Origin of the sequence: Kitasatospora sp. NPDC048715, assembly GCF_043198905.1 — a bacterium.
GTDB classification, from domain to species: Bacteria; Actinomycetota; Actinomycetes; order Streptomycetales; family Streptomycetaceae; genus Kitasatospora; species Kitasatospora lactacystinica.
Genome location: NZ_JBICVH010000012.1, coordinates 275,761 through 294,589, shown reverse-complemented (window position 1 = coordinate 294,589; position 18,829 = coordinate 275,761). Strand labels below are relative to the sequence as shown.

Annotated in this window: 19 protein-coding genes; 1 reads left to right on the top strand and 18 read right to left on the bottom strand. The window is 72.4% G+C overall.

The genetic code is table 11. The features are described from left to right. Nucleotides 1-357 precede the first annotated feature (357 nt). From dprA to proS, 16 genes are all read right to left on the bottom strand, one after another. Complete coding sequence (dprA, locus tag ACGFSC_RS23795) at nucleotides 358-1,554, bottom strand: DNA-processing protein DprA (protein WP_359900618.1); 1,197 nt, start codon at nucleotides 1,552-1,554, stop codon at nucleotides 358-360. After that, nucleotides 1,551-3,293: a YifB family Mg chelatase-like AAA ATPase gene (locus ACGFSC_RS23790; protein ID WP_359900615.1), complete on the bottom strand. Its 1,743-nt coding sequence runs from the start codon at nucleotides 3,291-3,293 to the stop codon at nucleotides 1,551-1,553. The genes dprA and ACGFSC_RS23790 overlap by 4 nt, the downstream gene beginning before the upstream one ends. A 1-nt stretch (nucleotide 3,294) precedes the next feature. After that, nucleotides 3,295-3,798: a YraN family protein gene (locus ACGFSC_RS23785; protein ID WP_359900612.1), complete on the bottom strand. Its 504-nt coding sequence runs from the start codon at nucleotides 3,796-3,798 to the stop codon at nucleotides 3,295-3,297. A 168-nt stretch (nucleotides 3,799-3,966) separates the two neighbouring features. Then, nucleotides 3,967-4,293 (bottom strand): DUF2469 domain-containing protein, encoded by a 327-nt coding sequence (locus ACGFSC_RS23780; RefSeq protein ID WP_030056781.1) that lies wholly within the window; start codon nucleotides 4,291-4,293, stop codon nucleotides 3,967-3,969. Nucleotides 4,294-4,348: 55 nt separating this feature from the next. After that, nucleotides 4,349-4,822, bottom strand: a complete 474-nt coding sequence (locus tag ACGFSC_RS23775) for an NUDIX domain-containing protein (protein WP_359900609.1) — start codon at nucleotides 4,820-4,822, stop codon at nucleotides 4,349-4,351. Nucleotides 4,823-4,934: 112 nt separating this feature from the next. After that, nucleotides 4,935-5,687: a signal peptidase I gene (gene lepB, locus ACGFSC_RS23770; protein WP_359900606.1), complete on the bottom strand. Its 753-nt coding sequence runs from the start codon at nucleotides 5,685-5,687 to the stop codon at nucleotides 4,935-4,937. A 160-nt stretch (nucleotides 5,688-5,847) separates the two neighbouring features. Further along, a complete protein-coding gene (lepB, locus tag ACGFSC_RS23765) occupies nucleotides 5,848-6,852 on the bottom strand; it encodes a signal peptidase I (protein ID WP_392863871.1) in 1,005 nt (334 codons plus the stop codon). 242 nt (nucleotides 6,853-7,094) lie between these two features. Then, nucleotides 7,095-7,865: a signal peptidase I gene (lepB, locus tag ACGFSC_RS23760; protein ID WP_380633073.1), complete on the bottom strand. Its 771-nt coding sequence runs from the start codon at nucleotides 7,863-7,865 to the stop codon at nucleotides 7,095-7,097. Between the two features lie 187 nt (nucleotides 7,866-8,052). Next, nucleotides 8,053-9,066 (bottom strand): signal peptidase I, encoded by a 1,014-nt coding sequence (gene lepB, locus ACGFSC_RS23755; RefSeq protein ID WP_392863869.1) that lies wholly within the window; start codon nucleotides 9,064-9,066, stop codon nucleotides 8,053-8,055. Between the two features lie 76 nt (nucleotides 9,067-9,142). Continuing rightward, the gene (gene rplS / locus ACGFSC_RS23750; protein ID WP_030306736.1) at nucleotides 9,143-9,493 is read right to left on the bottom strand and encodes a 50S ribosomal protein L19; all 351 of its coding nucleotides are present in this window, start codon (nucleotides 9,491-9,493) and stop codon (nucleotides 9,143-9,145) included. A gap of 154 nt (nucleotides 9,494-9,647) precedes the next feature. Next, entirely contained in the window at nucleotides 9,648-10,466 is an 819-nt protein-coding gene (gene trmD, locus ACGFSC_RS23745) for a tRNA (guanosine(37)-N1)-methyltransferase TrmD (RefSeq protein WP_359900684.1), read from the bottom strand. 161 nt (nucleotides 10,467-10,627) lie between these two features. Next, nucleotides 10,628-11,254, bottom strand: coding sequence for a ribosome maturation factor RimM (gene rimM, locus ACGFSC_RS23740; RefSeq protein WP_359900603.1), 627 nt, complete (start codon nucleotides 11,252-11,254; stop codon nucleotides 10,628-10,630). A 163-nt stretch (nucleotides 11,255-11,417) separates the two neighbouring features. Beyond that, on the bottom strand, nucleotides 11,418-11,657 hold the full coding sequence (locus ACGFSC_RS23735; protein WP_030056773.1) for an RNA-binding protein: 240 nt from the start codon (nucleotides 11,655-11,657) through the stop codon (nucleotides 11,418-11,420). Between the two features lie 2 nt (nucleotides 11,658-11,659). Continuing rightward, the gene (gene rpsP / locus ACGFSC_RS23730) at nucleotides 11,660-12,088 is read right to left on the bottom strand and encodes a 30S ribosomal protein S16 (RefSeq protein WP_359900600.1); all 429 of its coding nucleotides are present in this window, start codon (nucleotides 12,086-12,088) and stop codon (nucleotides 11,660-11,662) included. A gap of 354 nt (nucleotides 12,089-12,442) precedes the next feature. Then, the gene (locus ACGFSC_RS23725; RefSeq protein WP_049650398.1) at nucleotides 12,443-13,021 is read right to left on the bottom strand and encodes a hypothetical protein; all 579 of its coding nucleotides are present in this window, start codon (nucleotides 13,019-13,021) and stop codon (nucleotides 12,443-12,445) included. 593 nt (nucleotides 13,022-13,614) lie between these two features. Then, complete coding sequence (gene proS, locus ACGFSC_RS23720; protein WP_359900597.1) at nucleotides 13,615-15,027, bottom strand: proline--tRNA ligase; 1,413 nt, start codon at nucleotides 15,025-15,027, stop codon at nucleotides 13,615-13,617. Between the two features lie 189 nt (nucleotides 15,028-15,216). Here proS and ACGFSC_RS23715 point away from each other — a divergent pair, with 189 nt between their 5' ends. Then, nucleotides 15,217-16,041 (top strand): SAM-dependent methyltransferase, encoded by an 825-nt coding sequence (locus ACGFSC_RS23715; RefSeq protein WP_359900595.1) that lies wholly within the window; start codon nucleotides 15,217-15,219, stop codon nucleotides 16,039-16,041. 67 nt (nucleotides 16,042-16,108) lie between these two features. Here ACGFSC_RS23715 and ftsH read toward each other — a convergent pair whose 3' ends face one another. Together ftsH and ACGFSC_RS23705 are read right to left on the bottom strand one after the other, a co-directional pair. Further along, nucleotides 16,109-18,142 carry an ATP-dependent zinc metalloprotease FtsH gene (ftsH, locus tag ACGFSC_RS23710; RefSeq protein WP_359900593.1) on the bottom strand — a complete coding sequence of 678 codons (2,034 nt, stop codon included), beginning with the start codon at nucleotides 18,140-18,142 and terminating at the stop codon, nucleotides 16,109-16,111. 92 nt (nucleotides 18,143-18,234) lie between these two features. Next, entirely contained in the window at nucleotides 18,235-18,759 is a 525-nt protein-coding gene (locus tag ACGFSC_RS23705) for a GNAT family protein (RefSeq protein WP_359900590.1), read from the bottom strand. Between the last annotated feature and the right edge of the window lie 70 nt (nucleotides 18,760-18,829).

Genomic DNA, 18,829 nt, shown 5'->3' with positions numbered 1-18,829 from the left:
CCCTGGCGCGACAGGCCGCCCATCGCCCCCGCCGACCTGGCCGGGAAGTCGGGCACGGGGCGCCTCTCGGTCCGCGGCCCTCCCGAGGACCGAGCGCCACCGGTCACTCTGTGTCCGGGAATGTGTGTGGGCATGCGTTGGTCTGCGCCGTTCTGCCGAGTCATGTGCTGATAGGGAAGGCATGTGGAGCGTAGCGTGACCAACTCACTGCAAAGCGCTACCGCCACTCGGTCGTCCCCCGATCCGGTGGCGCTCGCACATCGGATCCGGGCGACGAACAGGAGAACGGATCGGCAGGTCAGCAGGGCGGCTCCGACGTGCGTTCCCTCGACGCGAGCGCGTTCTCCGTTCCGGCGATCACCTCCTGCGCACCACGCGCCAGTGCGCGCCGTGCCGCTCCACGTAGCCGAGCGAGCCCAACTCGTAGAGCCGTTGAAGGACTTCGTCCGGCGGGAGACCGGACTGCCGGGCCAGTCGCTCGACCGGGGCGCCCTCCGGCGTCGCCGGTACGGCTTCCAGCACCCGGGCGACCGCCGGCTCCAGCAGGTCGCGCGGGAGCACCGGACCGCTGCGCTGCGGTGCCAGGTCGTCCCCGATCGCCCCGATCAGCTCGGTGATCTCGGCCGCGTCGGTGACCAGGACGGCGGCTCCGCTGCGGATCAGGGCGTGCACCCCGGCGGAGAAGGCCGAGGTCACCGGGCCCGCGACGCCCATGGTGTGACGGTTGAGGTCCCGCGCCCGTCTGGCCGTGCTCAGGGCGCCGCTGCGCACCGCCGCCTCGACCACCACCGTTCCCCGGGTGAGCGCCGCGATGACCCTGTTGCGCAGGACGAAGCGGAAGCGGTTCGGGTGCTCCCCGGGCGGGAGTTCACTGACCAGCAGACCCTGGACGCCGATCCGCCGGATCAGTTCGGCGTTGCCCTTGGGGTAGGCCACGTCGACGCCGCAGGCGAGCACGGCGGCGGTCATTCCGCCGACCGCGAGTGCCCCGCGGTGTACGGCCGCGTCGATCCCGTAGGCCGCCCCGGAGACCACCATCCAGCCGCGCTCGGCCAGTTGGGCCGACAGCTCCCCCGCGACGTGGGCGCCGTAGGCGGTGCAGGCGCGGGAGCCCACCAGCGCGACCGAGCGGAGCGCGAGCAGCCGCAGCGAGCCGGTACCCGCCACCCAGAGCCCGACCGGACGTCCGTCACCCAGGTCGTCGAGTTGGCTGGGCCACTCGGTGTCCCCCGGAATGATGAACCGTCCACCGACGTCCCGTACCCGTTTCAGGTCCATCTCCGGGTCCAGGCTCGGGAGCCGCGCCTGGTACCCGGCCAGTCGGGTGGCGTCCAGTCCGGGATGGTCGGGCACCGTCCCGTCCCGGATCGCCTTGACCACGTCGACGGCGGAGAGTTGGCCGAGCCACCGGCCGACCACCGCGTCCCCCGGTTCGCTGAGCCGGCCGATCAGCACCCGGGCGAGGCGCTCGGGCTCGGGCCCGTCGTTGGTCGCGGCACCGGCCCCGGCCTCGGCCGCGCCGGGAATTCGAGGTTGCCTCAGCAGCTGGTTCATGCCTCACCCTTCTGGTTCCGCGAACGGTCGTCGGGCGCCCCGGGCGTCCTGGGCGTCGCGGGTGTCCTGGGCGTCGCGGACCAGCCGTCCTCCGGACTGTCGCGCTGCGCCGGGATTCCGCCGAGCCGGCCGAGGACCCGCTCGGCCAGCGGGAGTCCGTGCTCCACCCCGGTGCGCAGGACCAGCGCGGTGCGCACGTCCCGCTGGTCCGGCCGGTCGCGTCCGGCGAGGTCGGCGACCGTCCAGGCGACCCGGAGCACCCGGTCCAGGCCCCGGGCGGTCAGCAGCCCCCGCTCCAACTGCCGCGCGGCGTCGTTGAGCGCGCCGGGCCCGAGCTGCCAGCGGGTGCGCAGTTCGTGGCCCGGCACCTCCGCGTTGGTCCGCCACGGGGTGTCCGCCAACCGGGCCGCCGCCCGCTCACGCGCGGCCAGCACTCTGGCCGCGACGGTCTCGGTGGTCTCCGCCGTGGTGTCCCGTTCCATGAGCTCGACCCTGGTCACCGGGGCCACCTGGACCTGGAGGTCGACCCGGTCCAGCAGCGGCCCGGAGAGCCGCCCCTGATAGCGGCTGACCATGGCCGGGGTGCACTCGCAGCCCTCGCCCCGCCGCGAGTACCGGCCGCACGGACAGGGGTTGGCCGCCAGGCAGAGCAGGAAGCGGGCCGGGAGCCGCAACGAGCCGGCCGAGCGGGCGATCACCACCTCGCCCGCTTCCAGCGGCTGGCGCAGCGCGTCGAGCACCCGGACCGGGAACTCCGGCGCCTCGTCCAGGAAGAGCACGCCCCGGTGGGCCAGCGAGACCGCCCCCGGTCTCGGCAGACCGCTGCCGCCGCCGACGATGGCCGGCATCGTCGTGGAGTGGTGCGGAGCGCAGTAGGGCGCGGTGTCGATCAGTGGACGCCCGGCCGGGAGCAGCCCGGCCACCGAGTGGACGGCGGTGACCTCCAGTGCCTCCTTCTGGGTCAGCGGCGGAAGCAGCGAGGGCAGCCGCTCCGCCAGCATCGTCTTGCCCGCCCCCGGTGGGCCCTTCAAGTAGAGGTGGTGGCCTCCGGCGGCGGCGATCTCCAGGGCCCGCCGAGCCTCGTACTGGCCGGCCACATCGGCCATGTCGAGCCGGGCCGCCCGGTCGTCGGGCAGGCCCCGCACCCCCGCGCTGGGCAGCATCAGACCGGCCATCAGCGGATCCGGCCGGCCGCCGATCGGGTCGGGCGGCTCCTCCGGTGCCTCCGCGCCGGTCAGGGTGGCGACGAGCTGGCGCAGGCTGCGGACGCCGATCACCGTCACCCCGGGAACGAGCGAGGCCTCGGGCGCGGTCTGCTCGGCGACCACGACCCGCTCGTACCCCGCGTCGGCGGCGGCCAGCACCGACGGCAGCACCCCCCTGACCGGCCGCACCCGGCCGTCCAGCCCCAGCTCGCCGATGATCAGCAGGTCGGCGATGGCGGCGGGGTCGAGCCGTTCCGCGGCGGCCAGCACGGCGCAGGCGACCGCGAGGTCGAAGCCGCTGCCGCTCTTGGGCACCGAGGCGGGGCTGAGGCCGACCGTCAGCTTGCGCTGCGGCCAGGCCTCGCCGCTGTTCACGACCGCGGCACGGACCCGGTCGCGGGCCTCGGTGAGCGCCTTGTCGGGCAGGCCGACCAGGGTGAACGCCGCCACCCCGGGCTCCAGATCGGCCTGGACCTCGACGATCACTCCGTCGACGCCGACCAGCGCGACGGAACAGGTACGGGCGAAGGCCATCTCAGACCACCCCCCGCAGGTGGTCGACCAGGGCCGCACCCCGCGCCCGGTTGACCACCGCGACCAGGTCGATCCGCACCCCGCCCGGTGGGGCGGGCGGCCATTGCGGATCGGTGGGCCCCGGGTCGTAGCCGGGCCCGGCCAACTCCGCGAAGTGACCGGGCCAGCGCTCGGCCATCCAGCGCTCGGCCAGGCGCTGCAGTCGGGCCGCCTTGGCCCGGTCGATGGCCTCGGTGGGCTGCTGGAACCCCCGCTCGGAGCGGGTCTTCACCTCGCAGACCGCCACGGTGTCGCCGTCGAGGGCGACGATGTCCAGCTCGCCCTCGACGCAACGCCAGTTGCGGTCCAGGATGCGGAGCCCGGCCTCGGTGAGGCGGCGGGCGGCGACCCGCTCCCCGTAGCGGCCGAGCCCGTTCTTGGTGCTGCGCTCCGGGATCGCCCGCGGGGCCTTCCCGGCTGCGGCCGTGTCCGGTACGGCCTGGTCCTGCACGACGGTCTGCTGCATGGTGACCACCTCCGCCGAGGAGGCTGCACCATGGCGCGCGCCGGGGCCCGGGAATTCCCTGTCCCTGTGGATAACCCGGGCCTGTGGACAACTTTTGTCACCCGCAGGAGTGAGAAGCCCCGTTCCTCCCGAAATCGGCTGGACAACGCGGGACGGAGTCGTTCAACGTCAGTTCCCGAAGCCGGACTCGTCCGAGGGCAGCTCCAGGTCGCTCTTCGCGAGTTCCTCGATGTTCACGTCCTTGAAGGTCAGCACCCGGACCTTGCGGACGAACCGGGCCGGCCGGTACATGTCCCAGACCCACGCATCCGCCATCGACACCTCGAAGAACACCTCGCCCTGGACCGAGTGCACCTGCAGCTCGTAGTCGTTGGTGAGGTAGAACCGTCGCTCGGTCTCGATCACGTACTTGAACAGGCCGACGACGTCCCGGTACTCCCGGTAGAGCTTGAGCTCCATCTCGGTCTCGTACTTCTCGAGATCTTCGGCACTCATCCAGGCGTCCCCTCAAATTGTCACGTCCACCCATTGTGGACCACCGCACCCACGGTCAGAGCCGTACCGGATCCACCGGCGGGCCCTCGGCCAGCAGCCGCTCCAGGAAGTCCGCCAGACCGGGCGGATAGACCGTCTCGGCGGTCCCCCTCAGTTCCTCGACCGTCCACCAGCGCGCCGCGAGCAACTGGGCGTGCTCGTCGGCGCCCATGCCCGAGTGGTCCAGCCCCGTCTCCGCGGTCCGGGCCAGGTGGAACCACTGCTCCTGCTCGTAGCGCTGTCCCTGAAAGGAGAACGACACCGTGCCGTACGCCACCAAGGGCCCCAGGTCCACACCCCGCAAGCCGGTCTCCTCGGCGAGCTCCCGCTCGGCGGCCCCGCGCACGTCCTCCCCCGGCTCCAAGCCGCCTCCGGGCGTGAACCACCACGTCTCGCCCGGGGTGGCCGGATCGGCCCCCAGGAAGAGGAGGATGCGGTCCAGCCCGTCCAGCAGCAGGATCCGCGCCGCCCTGCGGCGCCGTGCTGTCATGGCAGCGCTCCACGCTCCTTCCGTCCGCATCGGTGGCGCTACCGATCCTGCCACCCGACGCGGCCGTCCGGGGCGATGTTCGGCAGAGCGGCCCGCGGGGCGACGGTCCCGCTCAGGCGCCGCGCCCCCGGAGCCGGCGGGCCAGACCCGCCACCCCGCCCACCACCGAGGTCACGAGGATCAGCGCCGCGCCCGCAACGGCGGCGGCGGCGAGGGGCCCCAGCGGCCCCGGCTGCGAGGCCTTCGGGCCCGCGAAGCCGTCGAAGTCCGTGACCCGGTCGAGCAGGCCCATGCGGCCGAAGGGCAGCACCGTGGCCTCGACCCTGGCCTCGACGGCCTCGGCCGGGACGGTCCCGTCGTCGACCTCCAGGTGGGTGCGGGAGTCGAGCGAGCCCATCCGGTTGTCGCCGAGCAGGAACAGCCGGCCCTGCGGCACCGTCACGCTGAACGAAGCGCCCTGGCGGCCCTGTGTCGCGAGGTAGGGCTCGTCCACCGGCTGCCCGTTGACCGTCAGCCGGTAATCGGCCCCGGTGGTCGCGACGGTGTCCCCGCCGACCGCGACCACCCGCTTGACCATGAGCTCACCGCCCCAGGCCTGGTCCCGGAAGACCACCACGTCGCCCCGCCCGATGTCGCCGCCGCCGACCTTGCGGGCGAGCACGGTGTCCCCGGCGCGCAGGGTCGGGTGCATCGAGGCGGTGGGGATCTTGTACGGCCGGTAGTCGATCGCGATCAGGGCGAAGCCGCCGACCATCAGCACCAGCCCCAGCGCCAGGGCGACGCCCTGGAGCACCGCGGCGGCCCCGCGGCGCCCACGGGCGGGTACCGGAGGGCGGTCGACCGTCTGCTCCACGACACTGCTCATCGACACCGTCCACCTCTGGCCGACCGGAGAACACCACTGGCACGCCGGAGGCACGGGCGGAAAAGCCGACGGGCCGTGGCACGTCCGAGCAGATTACTCGTCGGTACCACGGCCCGCGCAAGAGCCGGGGCCAAGCCGGCGGAACACGATCCGGTGGAGCTCAGGACTCCTTGCGGTGCTCCGCCCGGCCCCGCACCCGACGGACCAGCGGGAGCAGGGCGACGGCCCCCACCGCACCGGCCACGGGGGGCGCCATCGGCGCGGCCGCCGCCAGGCCCTTCTGGTCGAAGGTGTCCGGCACCGGCAGCGTGGACCAGTGGCTGATCGGCCAGGCCACCACGAACGCGCGCCCGATCACGTTGTCCACCGGGACGGTGCCGCCACCCGGCTGGTCCATGTGGAAACGGGAGTCCAGCGAGTTGGCGCGGTGGTCACCCATCACCCAGATCCGGTCCTTGGGCACCTTGACCGGGCCGAAGGGGTGGTCGCCGCAGGGGGTGTTGCCCTGGTAGACGTACGGCTCGTTGAGGGCGACGCCGTTGACCTTGACCGGCCCCTCGCCCTCGCACTCGACGGTGTCCCCGCCGACCGCGATGACGCGCTTGATCAGGTCCTTCTCGTTGGCGGAGGGCATCAGACCGACGAAGCTGAGCACGTCCTGCACGCCCCGGAGGAAGGCGTTGCTGCTCTGCTGGGTCGGCTCGTCGCTCAGCCAGCCGCCCGGGTCGTGGAACACCACGACCTCACCGCGCTCGGGCTCGGCCCCGAACCACGGGGTCAGCTTGTCCACCAGGACGCGGTCGCCGACCTGCAGCGTGTTCTGCATCGATTCCGACGGAATGGAGAACGCCTGGACGAAGAACGTCTTGATCACCAGCGCGAGGATCAGCGCGATGCCGACCAGGATCGGCAGTTCCTTCCAGAACGAACGCGGCTTGCGCGGCTTGGAGGGAGCCTCCGACTCCGATCCGTCCGCGGGCTCGGCCCCCGCGTGCGAGGAGTCCGGGGGGTCCTCCGAGCCGGCACCCTGCCCGTCAGCGGTCTGCGCCGCCGCGTCCTCGACCGAGGCCGAGGAGGCCGCGGACTCGGCGGACCGGTCCGCCCGACGACCTGGGCCCTCGGGCTCTCCGGCGCCTGATCGGGCGCCGATCACCAAATCCCCCACAACGTCTCCTCCCTGCTGTGCGGACGCCCGCGCGCCCGCGCTCAGAGTGCCGCACAGCGGGCACCACGCTCACCACGACCATGAACGCCTCAGGGCTGCCCACCGCGGACTCCCCCGACACCAGCACGGCCTCGGCACACGGCCGGGACCACTCCCGGCCGCACCTGCACTTCTCTATCACTCCCAGGCATCCGGCTCGCGGTCCCACACGCGAGGCCCGTCCGGTCGACGGCCGGCGCTGCTCACTCCGGAGGCCGCCCCGACCTGCGCGCGACGAACGGAAGGATGCCCAACACACCCATAACGAGCGGGGGTTCCACAGGAACCGGCCCAACGCCCACCGACTCCGCGGCAGTTCCGCCGGCCTGCGGCATCCGGGCGAGAGAGGAGAGTGAACCTGGCGCATCGAGTTGATGGAAGCGGTCCAGCGGCCAGGCGATCACGAACGCGCGGCCGACCACGTCGCTCAACGGGACCGTTCCCTGGCCCGGATTGCCCATGTGGAAACGGGAGTCGGCAGAGACGTCCCGATGGTCGCCCATGACCCACAGCCGTCCCTGTGGCACCTGCACCTTGAAGGTCTGCCGGGACGGCGGGTTGCCGGGCGCGAGGTAGGACTCCTCCACCGGACGACCGTTGACGCTGAGGCGCCCCTGTGCGTCGCAGCACTCGATGGTGTCCCCGCCGACGCCGATCACCCGCTTGATCAGGTCCTGCTCGTTGTCGGAGGGCAGCAGTCCGACGAAGGTCAGCACCTGTTTGGCCCCGCCCAGCACCGGGCCGTCGCCGGACGGCTTCCGGTCGCGCTCCAGCCAGCCGCCCGGGTCCTTGAACACCACGATGTCGCCGCGCTGCGGCTCACTGCCGAACCAGGGGGTCAGCTTGTCGACCAGTACCCGGTCCCCGATCCGGATGGTCTGCTCCATCGAGCCCGAGGGGATCACGAACACCTGGATCAGGAAGGTCTTCATCACCAGCGCCACCAGCAGGGCCACCAGGACGATCAGCGGCACCTCGCGCACCAGCGAGCGCTTGCGCCGACCGGCCGCCTTGCGGGCACTGCGACGGCGCTCGGCCCGGCCGCGCGGCGGCGGGGCACTGGTCGGCGGGGCACCGGTCGGCCCCGAGCCGGCGCCGCCGGCCTGCCCCGGTCCCGCGGTCGCCGCTCCCCCGGCGGCCGGACGGTCGGCGAGCCGTCCCCTACCCCTGGTCCCCATGACCACCCGTCCCCGCAGTCGGGGCGAGGGCCGCGGGCCGGTCCAGGCCGGTCCAGCGCGAGAACGGGTAGACCACCCAGTCCGCCCTGCCGATCACCTTCGCCTCGGGCACGAAGCCGCCGCCGGGCTCGCCGAGGTGGTCGCGGGAGTCCCGGGAGGCGCTGCGGTGGTCACCCATCACCCACAGCTTGCCGGCGGGCACGACGATGTCGAAGGCCACGCTCGACGGGTCGTCGCCCGGGGACAGGTAGGAGGTCTCGTCGATCGGCACGCCGTTGACGGTGATCGGCGCGCCCGGGCCGGTGCTGGTCACCCGGTCCCCGCCGACGCCGATCACGCGCTTGACGTAGACGGTGTTCCCGGCCGGGGTCAGACCGAGGTCCTGGGCGAACGATCGCAGGCCGTCCCAGAAGCCGGGCGGCTTCGCCGACTCCCGGAGGAAGGAGCCCGTCCCGTCGAAGACCACGACGTCGCCCCGCCGGGGGTGGCCGCCGAAGGCGTAGGCGAGCTGGTTCGCGACCAGCCGGTCGCCCGGGCGCAGGGTCTCCTCCATCGACCCGGAGGGCACCGAGAACGGACGCGCGACGAAGGCGTTCACCAGCAGCAGGGCTGTCAGGCAGATCCCGGCCACCAACAGCAGGTCGCGCGAACGCGAGTGCCCCGGCTCATCGTCCTGCTCCGGGCCGTCGTCTCCGCAGCCGCCCGTCCGCTCCCCGACGCGTTCAGGGCCCTCGGCCTGCTCCGGTACCTCAGTGCGCTCCGGTACCTCGGCATGCTCCGGCCCCTCGGCATGCTCCGGCCCGCCGGTGGCCGCCGGCCTGTCGGTGGCCACCGGGCCCGCGACAGCCTCCGGGCCGTCGACACCATCCGCCGCGGCGCCCCCGTCGTCGACCCCGGCGGAACCGCTCCCGGAAACGACCGCGGACCGCGACAGCGAGTCCGCACCGGTGGGTGCGGGACTGCCGTCGCGGTCCGCGGGTGGTTCGTGCGTGCTCATCGGGGGGTGAGCTTACCTTGCGGTCGTTCGCCCCCTCGGAACGTTCCGATCCCCGGCGAGGCCGGGGGCCGGTGGATCAGCGGTCGCGCTTCTCCTTGATCTTCGCGGCCTTGCCGCGGAGGTCACGCAGGTAGTACAGCTTGGCGCGGCGAACCGCACCGCGGGTCACGACCTCGATCTTCTCGACGACCGGGGTGTGCACCGGGAAGGTGCGCTCCACGCCGACGTTGAAGCTGACCTTGCGGACGGTGAAGGTCTCACCGATACCGGCGCCGTGGCGGCGGATGACGACGCCCTGGAAGACCTGGACACGGGAGCGGTTGCCCTCGATGACCCGGACGTGAACCTTCAGGGTGTCACCGGCGCGGAAGGCCGGAATGTCGCTACGCAGCGAGGCCGCGTCGACAGCAGCGAGCTTGTTGCTCATGTTGCTCTCCATCGCAGGCGCCACGGGCCGCCCACGGAAAATCGTCACAATGGGGTTTGCTGCGGGCCGCATCGGCTGACGACGATCCCCCCGTGGCGAGGGCGCCGGTCCACGTGTCCCCTACGGAAGGGAACCAGCGACAGACAACAGCCGCCTATTCTTCCACATCACCGGCCACGGACCGAAATCGGCCGAGCCGCTCGTCCCAGGCCAGGCCGAGGATGCTCAGCGCCTCCCGCTCCTTCTTGTCGAAGGCTCCGTACTGCCAGCGCTCGACCAGGTCGGGCCGGTTCGCCAGGGTCCGGGCGAAGGCCTGCTCGCGGCGCCAGCGGGCGATCCTGCCGTGGTTGCCGCTGAGCAGCACGTCCGGCACCGTCCGGCCGCGCCACTCGGCGGGCTTGGTGTAGACCGGGCCCTCCAGCAGGTCGGCCATCGCGCCCGGCGCGAAGGAGTCGTCGCGGTGGGACTCGGCGTTGCCGAGCACCCCCGGCAGCAGCCGGGCGATCGCCTCGACCATCACCAGCACGGCGACCTCGCCGCCGGCCAGCACGTAGTCGCCGATCGAGGCCTCGACCACCGGCATCCGGGTGGCCGCTTCCTCGATCACCCGGCGGTCGATGCCCTCGTACCGGGCGGGGGTGAAGGCCAGCCACGGGCGCCCGGCCAGTTCCTGGGCGAGCTCCTGGGTGAACGGTCGCCCGCTCGGCGTCGGGACGATCAGGGTGGGCACCTGCCCCTCGGGGCCGCCGGCGATCACCGCGTCCAGCGCCTCGCCCCACGGCTCGGGCTTCATCACCATGCCGGGGCCGCCGCCGTACGGACTGTCGTCGACCGTGCGGTGCACGTCGTGGGTCCACTCGCGCAGGTCGTGGACGTGCACGTCCAGCTGGCCGCGGGCGCGGGCCTTGCCGACCAGCGAGACGTCCAGCGGCTCCAGGTACTCGGGGAAGATCGTGACGACGTCGATCCGCATGCCGCTCCACGCGCCGCCGGACCCCGCCTCGTCCGCCCCGGCGCCGCTCGTGATCGCACCGCTCGTGGCCGCACCGCTCGTGACCGCACCGCTCGTGACCGCACTGCTCGACACGGCGCCGTCGGCCGCCGGAACGTCCGCCCCGGTGTTCTCCTCCGCGGTCACTGCGACTCCTCCGAGCCCTCGGCGCCGTCGGCACCCTCAGCGGTCTCGGCGCCGTCGGCACCCTCAGCGGTCTCGGCGCCCTCGGCCGAGGAGGTCCCCGCGACGTCGGCCTGCTCCGGGTCGATCAGCCCGGGCGGCGGGGTGATCACGGCGCGCTGGTTCTCCAGATCGATGGTCGGCACGATCTGGCTGACGAAGGGCACCAGCACCTCCGTCCCGTCGGCCTTCTCGACCGTGAGCAGGTCCTGGTAGGGCAGGTGGAGGACCTCGGTCAGCTCGCCGACCAGGGTGCCGTCCAGCAGCACCACGTCCAGGCCGATCAGCTGGTGGTCGTAGTACTCCTCCGGGTCCTCGGGGCTCTCCTCCGGGTCGACCTCGGAGATGAGCACGGTGCCGCGGAGGGCCTCGGCCGCGTTGCGGTCCTTGACGCCGGCGAAGCGCAGCAGCAGCCGGCCGCTGTGCACCCGGCCCGACTCGACGGTCAGCGGCCCGACCGACGCGGGGTCGGTGAGCACGACGGCACCGGGGCCGAGCCGGAGTTCCGGCTCGTCGGTGCGGACCTCGACACTGACGTCCCCCCTGATGCCGTGGGCACGGCCGATCCTGCCGACGACGAGCTGCACGGTGATCGTTCTCCTGGAGTTCCTGAGCCGAAACGAAAGCGACGGCGACGGGCTGCGAAGCGATGATGCGAGGGAAATGCGGAGGGAAATGCGAAAAGGCCGACCGGGACGACATGCGTCCCGGTCGGCCTCACAAGCCCTGACGGCTGAACGAGCAGCAGCGTCAGCGAATGTTGTCCACGTCGACCAGGTCGACCCGGACGTTGCGACCGCCGAGGGCGCCGACCACGGTGCGCAGAGCGCGCGCCGTACGGCCGCCCCGGCCGATCACCTTGCCGAGGTCATCGGGGTGCACTCGCACCTCGATGGTGTTACCCCGACGCAGGTTGCGCGAGCGCACCTGCACCTCGTCGGGGTGCTCGACGATGCCCTTCACCAGGTGGTCGAGGGCGTCCTCGATCACGATCAGGCCTCGGCGGCGACGTCGGCCTCGGCCTCGGCCTTGTCCGACTTCTTGGCCTTCGGGGTGATGGCGACACCGGTGGTGGCGTCCTCGAAGCCGGCGACGGCCTTCGCGAACAGGTGCGAGAAGTCCTCGACCTTCGGCTCGGCGACCAGCAGCGGCGCCGGAGCCGGCAGGCCCTTGAACTTCTGCCAGTCGCCGGTCAGCTTCAGGATGGCGAGCACCGGCTCGGTCGGCTGGGCGCCGACGGACAGCCAGTACTGGGCGCGGTCGCTGTCGACCTCGATCTTCGAGGGGTTGTAGGTCGGCTGGTAGATGCCGATCTCCTCGATCGCGCGACCGTCACGCTTGGTGCGGGCGTCGGCGACGACGATGCGGTAGTGCGGGGAGCGAATCTTGCCGAGACGCTTCAGCTTGATCTTGACTGCCACGGGAGTGGATTCTCCTGGTGTTGACGTGGGTGAGCGGGCTCGCCATCGCGTGGGGTTGCGCGGCGGACCGTTCAAGGGACACGCCAGCCGTAGGAGAGAGGGGTCCTGCTCGGCTGCCGAGTACTCAGCTGTCCATTCTGCCACATCGGCGAGAACCGGCTGCACGCGGGACCGGGAGCCCGGTCAGGGCTCGACCGGGAGCCCCCGCTCCCGGTCCAACCCGAAGACGTCACCGCTGTCCTGCCGTACCGCTCATTCGGTACCGCTCATTCGGTACCGCTCACTCTGCCGCCCGATGCCGCTCATTCCGGCCGGGCCGCTGCCCGCACAGCAGCCCGCCGGGACGTCGAACGACTAAGCGATCTTGAACGGCTGCTGGCACGCGCCGCAGACGATGGACGCCTGCGCGAGCACCGACGGAACGACCCGGACGTTGCGCCCGCAGCCGCAGACCGCCTTGACCCGCACGCCGCCCCCGGAGGAGCCGTGCCGGGCCGCCGGGCCGCGGAAGGCGCGCGTCGCGCCGTCGCCGGCCACCGCCTCCTGGTGCGCCCCGAGGGCACGGTCCAGGCGCTCGATGGTCTCGGCGTACCGCTCCTGCGTCTCCTTGAGCATGGTCACCTGGGAGAAGCCGCTGCTCGCGTGCGGCTCGACCGGGTGCGCCAGGCCCAGCTCGGAAGCGAGCATCAGGAAGCGCCGGTTGTGGTAGCGGCCGGCCCGCGAGGTGTCCCGGATGTCCCGGGCCGCGGCCAGACCGTGGGCGGCCTCGTGCAGGAGTCGCTCGAAACCGAGCCGTGTCCCGCAGGCCGAGGAGGACTCGCCGATCAGCGCCTCGGGCGAGGCGAGGTCGGGGAGGTCCTGGTGGTAGGCCTGGATGTCACTCCAGGCGGCGGCCAGTTCGGCCGCGAGAACGAGGGGCTGTGTCGTGCTCACGCTAGACCAACGATGGAGTGCGAGCCGATGTTCCGCATGTTCTCGTTCTTGGGAAATTCACAGGGAACTCCCAGGAATGCAAGGCCGCGCGCGAATTGCGCGTTCCGGATCTGACGCAAGACCAACCCCCTGCCGGTTTCGGCCCGTCGCGAGGTCGGCGGGCCTGGTGAATTTCCGTCCGGGGAGCGGGCTGTCGCCACCCAGGACGTACGGCCCGTGGGCCTGCCGGATTGACAGGGCCACGGGCCGTACACCGTACCGCTATTCCGTTAATACCGGGAGTTGACCGGCCAGTAGGGATGTCCACCGCGGGGACGCACCGGAGGAGTTACCGGATTCTTACCCTTCCGCATTCCGGGCAAATGTCGCCGCTGTCGGTCATTACCCGCGGACGACGGACGCCCGGCGGACATCAACAGGACATCCACCGAACACCGAACGCCCGTCGGGGCGCACCCGTGACGGCCGCGCGCCCGGAACGGACGCACGCCCGGGCCGAGCGCGCCCCCGGAGCGGACCCGAACCCGGGACAAGCGGGCCCCGGACGGACGACGGCGCAGCCCGGACGGACGACGGCGCGCCCCGGACGGACGTCAGTACGCCCGGGCGACGATCGCGATGTTGCCCTCCTGGTCGTCCGCCGCCGGCACCGAGCCGTCGGCCGCGACGATGCAGCGCACCGTGACGCCCTGCTCGGCCAGCTTGGCCTCGCCCTCCGCGCCGAGCTCGGCCCAGGAGATCCGGCCCCAGCCGGTCGCGGCGGCCTCGATGGCCTCGTCGATGGTCTTGACGTCGACCGTGCGGGACTCGCGGCGCTCGCGGGACTGGCGCAGCAGCAGCGCCTGGTCCTCCTCCAGCACGCCCGGGACCAGCGCGACGAGGGAGTCGATGGAGACCGGCTCCTTGCCGCCCGGGATGCGGCGGGCCAGCATCGCGGTGCCGTTCTCCAGGTCGCGCGGGCCGACCTCGATGCGCAGCGGAACGCCCTTGAGCTCCCAGTCGACGGCGCGGCGGCCGAACGGGGTGTCGGTGCGGTCGTCGACCACGACCCGGATGCCGGCGGCCTCCAGCTGGGCGCCGATCTCGCGGACCTTGGCGATGACCGCGTCGTCGCCCTTGATGGCGAGCACGACGGCCTGGACGGCGGCCAGGCGCGGGGGCACCCGCAGGCCGTTGTCGTCGCCGTGGGACATGATCAGGCCGCCGACCATGCGGGTCGAGACGCCCCAGGAGGTCTGCCAGACGTGCTCGCGCTCGGCGCCCTGCAGCTGGTAGGTGGTGTTGAACGCCTTGGCGAAGTTCTGGCCCAGCTCGTGGCTGGTGCCCATCTGCAGGGCCTTGCCGTCGCCCATCATGCCCTCGAGGGTGAGGGTGTTGATGGCGCCGGCGAAGCGCTCCTTGGCGGTCTTGCGGCCGAGCACGACGTCGATGCCGAGCACGTTGGTCATGAAGTCGCCGTAGACCTGGGTGTGGATCATCGACGCGTAGGCGCGGGCGTCCTCGTAGGTGGCGTGGGCGGTGTGGCCCTCCTGCCAGAGGAACTCGGTGGTGCGCAGGAAGACGCGCGGGCGCAGCTCCCAACGGACCACGTTGGCCCACTGGTTGATCAGCAGGGGCAGGTCCCGGTGGCTCTGCACCCACTTCGAGAAGTACTCGTTGATGATCGTCTCGGAGGTCGGCCGGACGACGACCGGCTCCTCCAGCTGCTTGCCGCCGCCGTGGGTGACCACCGCGAGTTCGGGGGCGAAGCCCTCGACGTGCTCGGCTTCCTTGGTCAGGTAGGACTGCGGGATGAACATCGGGAAGTAGGCGTTCTGCGCGCCGGCCTTCTTGATCCGCGCGTCCATCTCCTGCTGCATCCGCTCCCACAGGCCGTAGCCGTACGGTCGGATGACCATGGTGCCGCGCACCGGACCGTTGTCGGCCAGCTCGGCCTTGTTGATGAGGTCCTGGTACCAGCGCGGGAAGTCTTCCGCCTGAGGGGTGAGAACGGGTGCCTTAGCCATGGGGCGAATGGTACGGGGCCCGGGGCCCCGGTTTCGAATCGGTATCACCGGACGGGGGCGCACCACCGCGACACGCGCGCACCACCCTGCACCCCTCTGGACGCCGGGCCCGACCCGCTGTTCGCTGGTGTGGGGCGGGACTTTGGGGGAGCCGTAGCAGCACACCGAAGGACCGGATGGGAGGCCGCCGTGGCTTCAGCTCGGACGACCGGCACGACCGCACGACCGACGGGCGCACGCCCGCACCACCCGCGGACCGGGGTCGCCCGCACCGCGCGGGCGCGCGACTGGGCGGAGATCCAGGAACGCATGCTGGTGCCGCTCTACGAGGCGGTCTACGACCGGCTGGAGGTCGGCCCGGCGAGCAGTGTGCTGGGCCTGGGCTGCCGGTCCGGGCTGGCCCTGCTGCTCGCCGCCGGGCGGGGCGCCCAGGTCGCCGGGCAGGAGCCGCGGGAGGAGCTGCGCGAGCTGGCCCACGACCGTCGGCTGCGGGTGTGCGCGGGGGCTCGGACAGCGTCCGCCGTCCCCCGCCCGGCCCATTCGCTGGTGACGGTTTTCGAGCAGCTGCCCGGCGCCGCCGGGTCCGGCCCGGTGGTCGCCGAGGCCGCCCGGCTCGCTCTCCCGGGCGGGCACGTGGTGCTGGCCGCCTGGGGCCCGCCGGAGCGCTGCGAGAGCGCCGCGGTGCTGGACGTGGCCCGGCGGATGGCGGGCCGGACCACCGCGCGGGACCCGTTCGAGCTGAGCGTGCCGGGCGCCCTGGAGGACCTGCTCGCCCCGGCCGGCCTGCGCCCGGCCGGCAGCGGCCGGGTGAGCTGCCCGTTCGCGTACGCCGACCTCGACAGCGCCGTTCGCGGCCTGCTCTCCACCGGTCTGTTCGATCCGGCCGAGGAGTTCTCCGGCGCCTCGCTGGTGGCCAAGGAACTGGAGGAGGCGCTCCAGCCTCACCTGCGCGCGGACGGCACGGTGCGGATGGAGAACCTGTTCCGCTACCTGGTCGCAGAGCGGCCGCGCTAGCAGGGGCGGGGAGACGAAAAAAACCGGGGGCGCTCGCCACTCTGGCGCGCGCCCCCGGCATCGAGCGTCACGCCCGGTCGATCGACTTCCCGTCGGAACCGTCGGAACCGTCGGAAGACCCCGCCGACCCCGTGGAAGGCCCTTCGGAAGACCCCGCCGACCCCGCCGAACCCGCCGAGCCCTCCGCGCCCGCCGAGGCCGCCTCCCGCGGCACCCCCGCCGCCCGGTACGCCGCCTCCTCGTCCAGCGTCTCCGCCTCCAGCAGCGCCGCCGCCAGCGCGTCCAGCCGGTGCCGCTGCTCGTTCAGGATCCGCACCGCGTCGCCGTAGCACTCGGAGACGATCCGCCGGGCCTCCTCGTCCACCGCGTCCAGGGTGGTCGGCGCGGCGGAGAGCCCGTACGCGCCCTGCGGGTCGGAGGGCACCGCGGTGAGCCGCCCGACCCGCTCGCTCATCCCCCAGCGCCCGGCCATCCCGCGGGCGATGTTGGTGACCTGCTCCAGGTCGCTCTCCGCGCCGGTGGTGATCACCCCGTAGACCACCTGCTCGGCCGCCATGCCGCCGAGCGCGCCGATGATCCGGCCGCGCAGGTAGGGCTCGGTGTACGAGTAGCGGTCGTTCTCCGGGGTGGAGAGGGTGACGCCGAGCGCCCGGCCGCGCGGCACGATGGTGATCTTGCGGACCGGGTCCGCGCCGGGCTGGAGCATGCCCAGCAGCGCGTGCCCGCTCTCGTGGTACGCCGTCCGCTCGCGCTCCTCCTGCGGCATCACCAGCGGCCGCACCGCACCGAGCTGGACCTTCTCCAGGGCGTCCGAGAGGTCCCGCTCGTTGACGGCGTCCTGCTCGCGCTTGACGGCCAGCAGCGCTGCCTCGTTGACCAGGTTGGCGAGTTCGGCGCCGGTCATCCCGGGCGTGACCTTGGCCAGTTGGTTGAGGTCGGTGCCGCCGGCCAGCGGGACGCTGCGGCTGTGGATGCGCAGGATCGCGGCACGGCCCTCCCGGTCGGGCGGGCTGACGGTGATCCGCCGGTCGAAGCGGCCGGGGCGCAGCAGCGCCGGGTCGAGCACGTCCGCCCGGTTGGTCGCGGCGATCACGATGACGCCCTCGGAGCCGGTGAAGCCGTCCATCTCGGTGAGGATCTGGTTGAGGGTCTGCTCGCGCTCGTCGTGCCCGCCCATGCCGCCGCCGGCGCCGCGCTGGCGGCCGATGGTGTCGATCTCGTCGATGAAGATGATCGCGGGGGCGACCTTGCGGGCCTCGGCGAACAGCTCGCGGACCCGGCTGGCGCCGACGCCGACGATCATCTCGATGAACTCGGAGGCGGAGGCGGAGAAGAACGGCACGTTCGCCTCGCCGGCCACGGCCCGGGCGAGCAGGGTCTTGCCGGTTCCGGGCGGGCCGCTCAGCAGCACGCCGCGCGGCATCTTGGCGCCGAGCCGGCGGTACCGCTCGGGGTTCTTCAAGTAGTCGACGACCTCGGTGAGTTCGGCCTCGACCTCGTCGATGCCGGCCACGTCGGCGAAGGTGGTGCGCTTGCCCTCCTCGGCCATGACCGGCTTGGGCGGGGCCTTGCGGCCGAGCGGTCCGCCGCCGAGTCCGCCGGCCATCCGGCGGGCGAGCAGCACCCAGATGAAGATCAGTAGCAGCATCGGGGCGAGCGAGAGCAGCAGGTTGGTGAGGAAGCTGCGCTGCTGGACGGGCGAGGTGGCGGTGACCTCGACGCCCTGCTGCTGCAGGGTGGCCCAGAGGTTGTCGCCCGCGAAGGAGGGCCGCTGGGTGTCGAACTCGGTGTAGTCGCCCTTGCCGCCGTCCGGTTTGGGCTGGGCGGTCTTGAGGGTGCCCTCGATCGCGTCGCCCTTGGCGTAGATCTTGGTGATGTTGCCCTTGTTCAGCTGGTTGTTGAACTCGGTGTACGAGATCGTGGTGGCGCCGGCGGGGCCGAAGAAGGACAGCAGCAGGTCCGAGATCAGGAACACCACGAGGGCGGTGAGGGCGAGGCCCACCCAGCCGCCGGGCATCCGGCGCTTGGGCGGCGGGGGCGGGGCACCCTCCGAACGCCAGGGCTGTTCGGGGGTCTGACGTGGCGGCACGGGTTCGGTCACCCATCGGACAATACGGACAGCTGCTCGGACGAGCCAATCGCAACGCCGCGCCCGGACCGCCGTACGCCCGTGTCAACCCCTCCCACCAGCGGCTATGCCGTTGCGCCCGGCCACTCCTCGGCGGTCAGGGCGAACCGCTCGTGGTCGCGCCAGTCGCCCTGGAGGAACAGCATCCGCGGCGAGAAGCCCTCGTGCCGGAAGCCCAGCCGCTTGGCCATCGCGACCGAGCGCTCGTTGTCCGGCTGGACGTTGATCTCCAGCCGGTGCAGCCCCAGCCCGTCGGCCGACTGCGGGGCGAAGCAGCGGTCGACGACCAGCCGCATGCCCTCGGTCATCCGGCCGGTGCCGTTGAACGGGAGGTAGGAGTCGTAGCCCAGCGTGGCGTTGCAGAAGCGGCTCATCACGATGTTGGCGACGTTCACCTTGCCGACCAGTCCGCCGGTCTCCCGGTCGAGGATCAGGAAGGTGCGCAGCCCGGAGCCCTGGCGCTTCAGCAGGTCGGGCAGTCCGTCCGGCTCGACCGGGTTCCACCGTCCGATGTGCTCGGCGGACCGCCGGACCGCCTCGGCGTACGCGGCCGTGTCGTCGGCCCTCGGGGCCCTGATCATCACTCGCATGTCCCCATCATCGGACACGCGATCGGCCCGCCGCCCGGAAACACCGGGCGACGGGCCGACCAGAATCGAT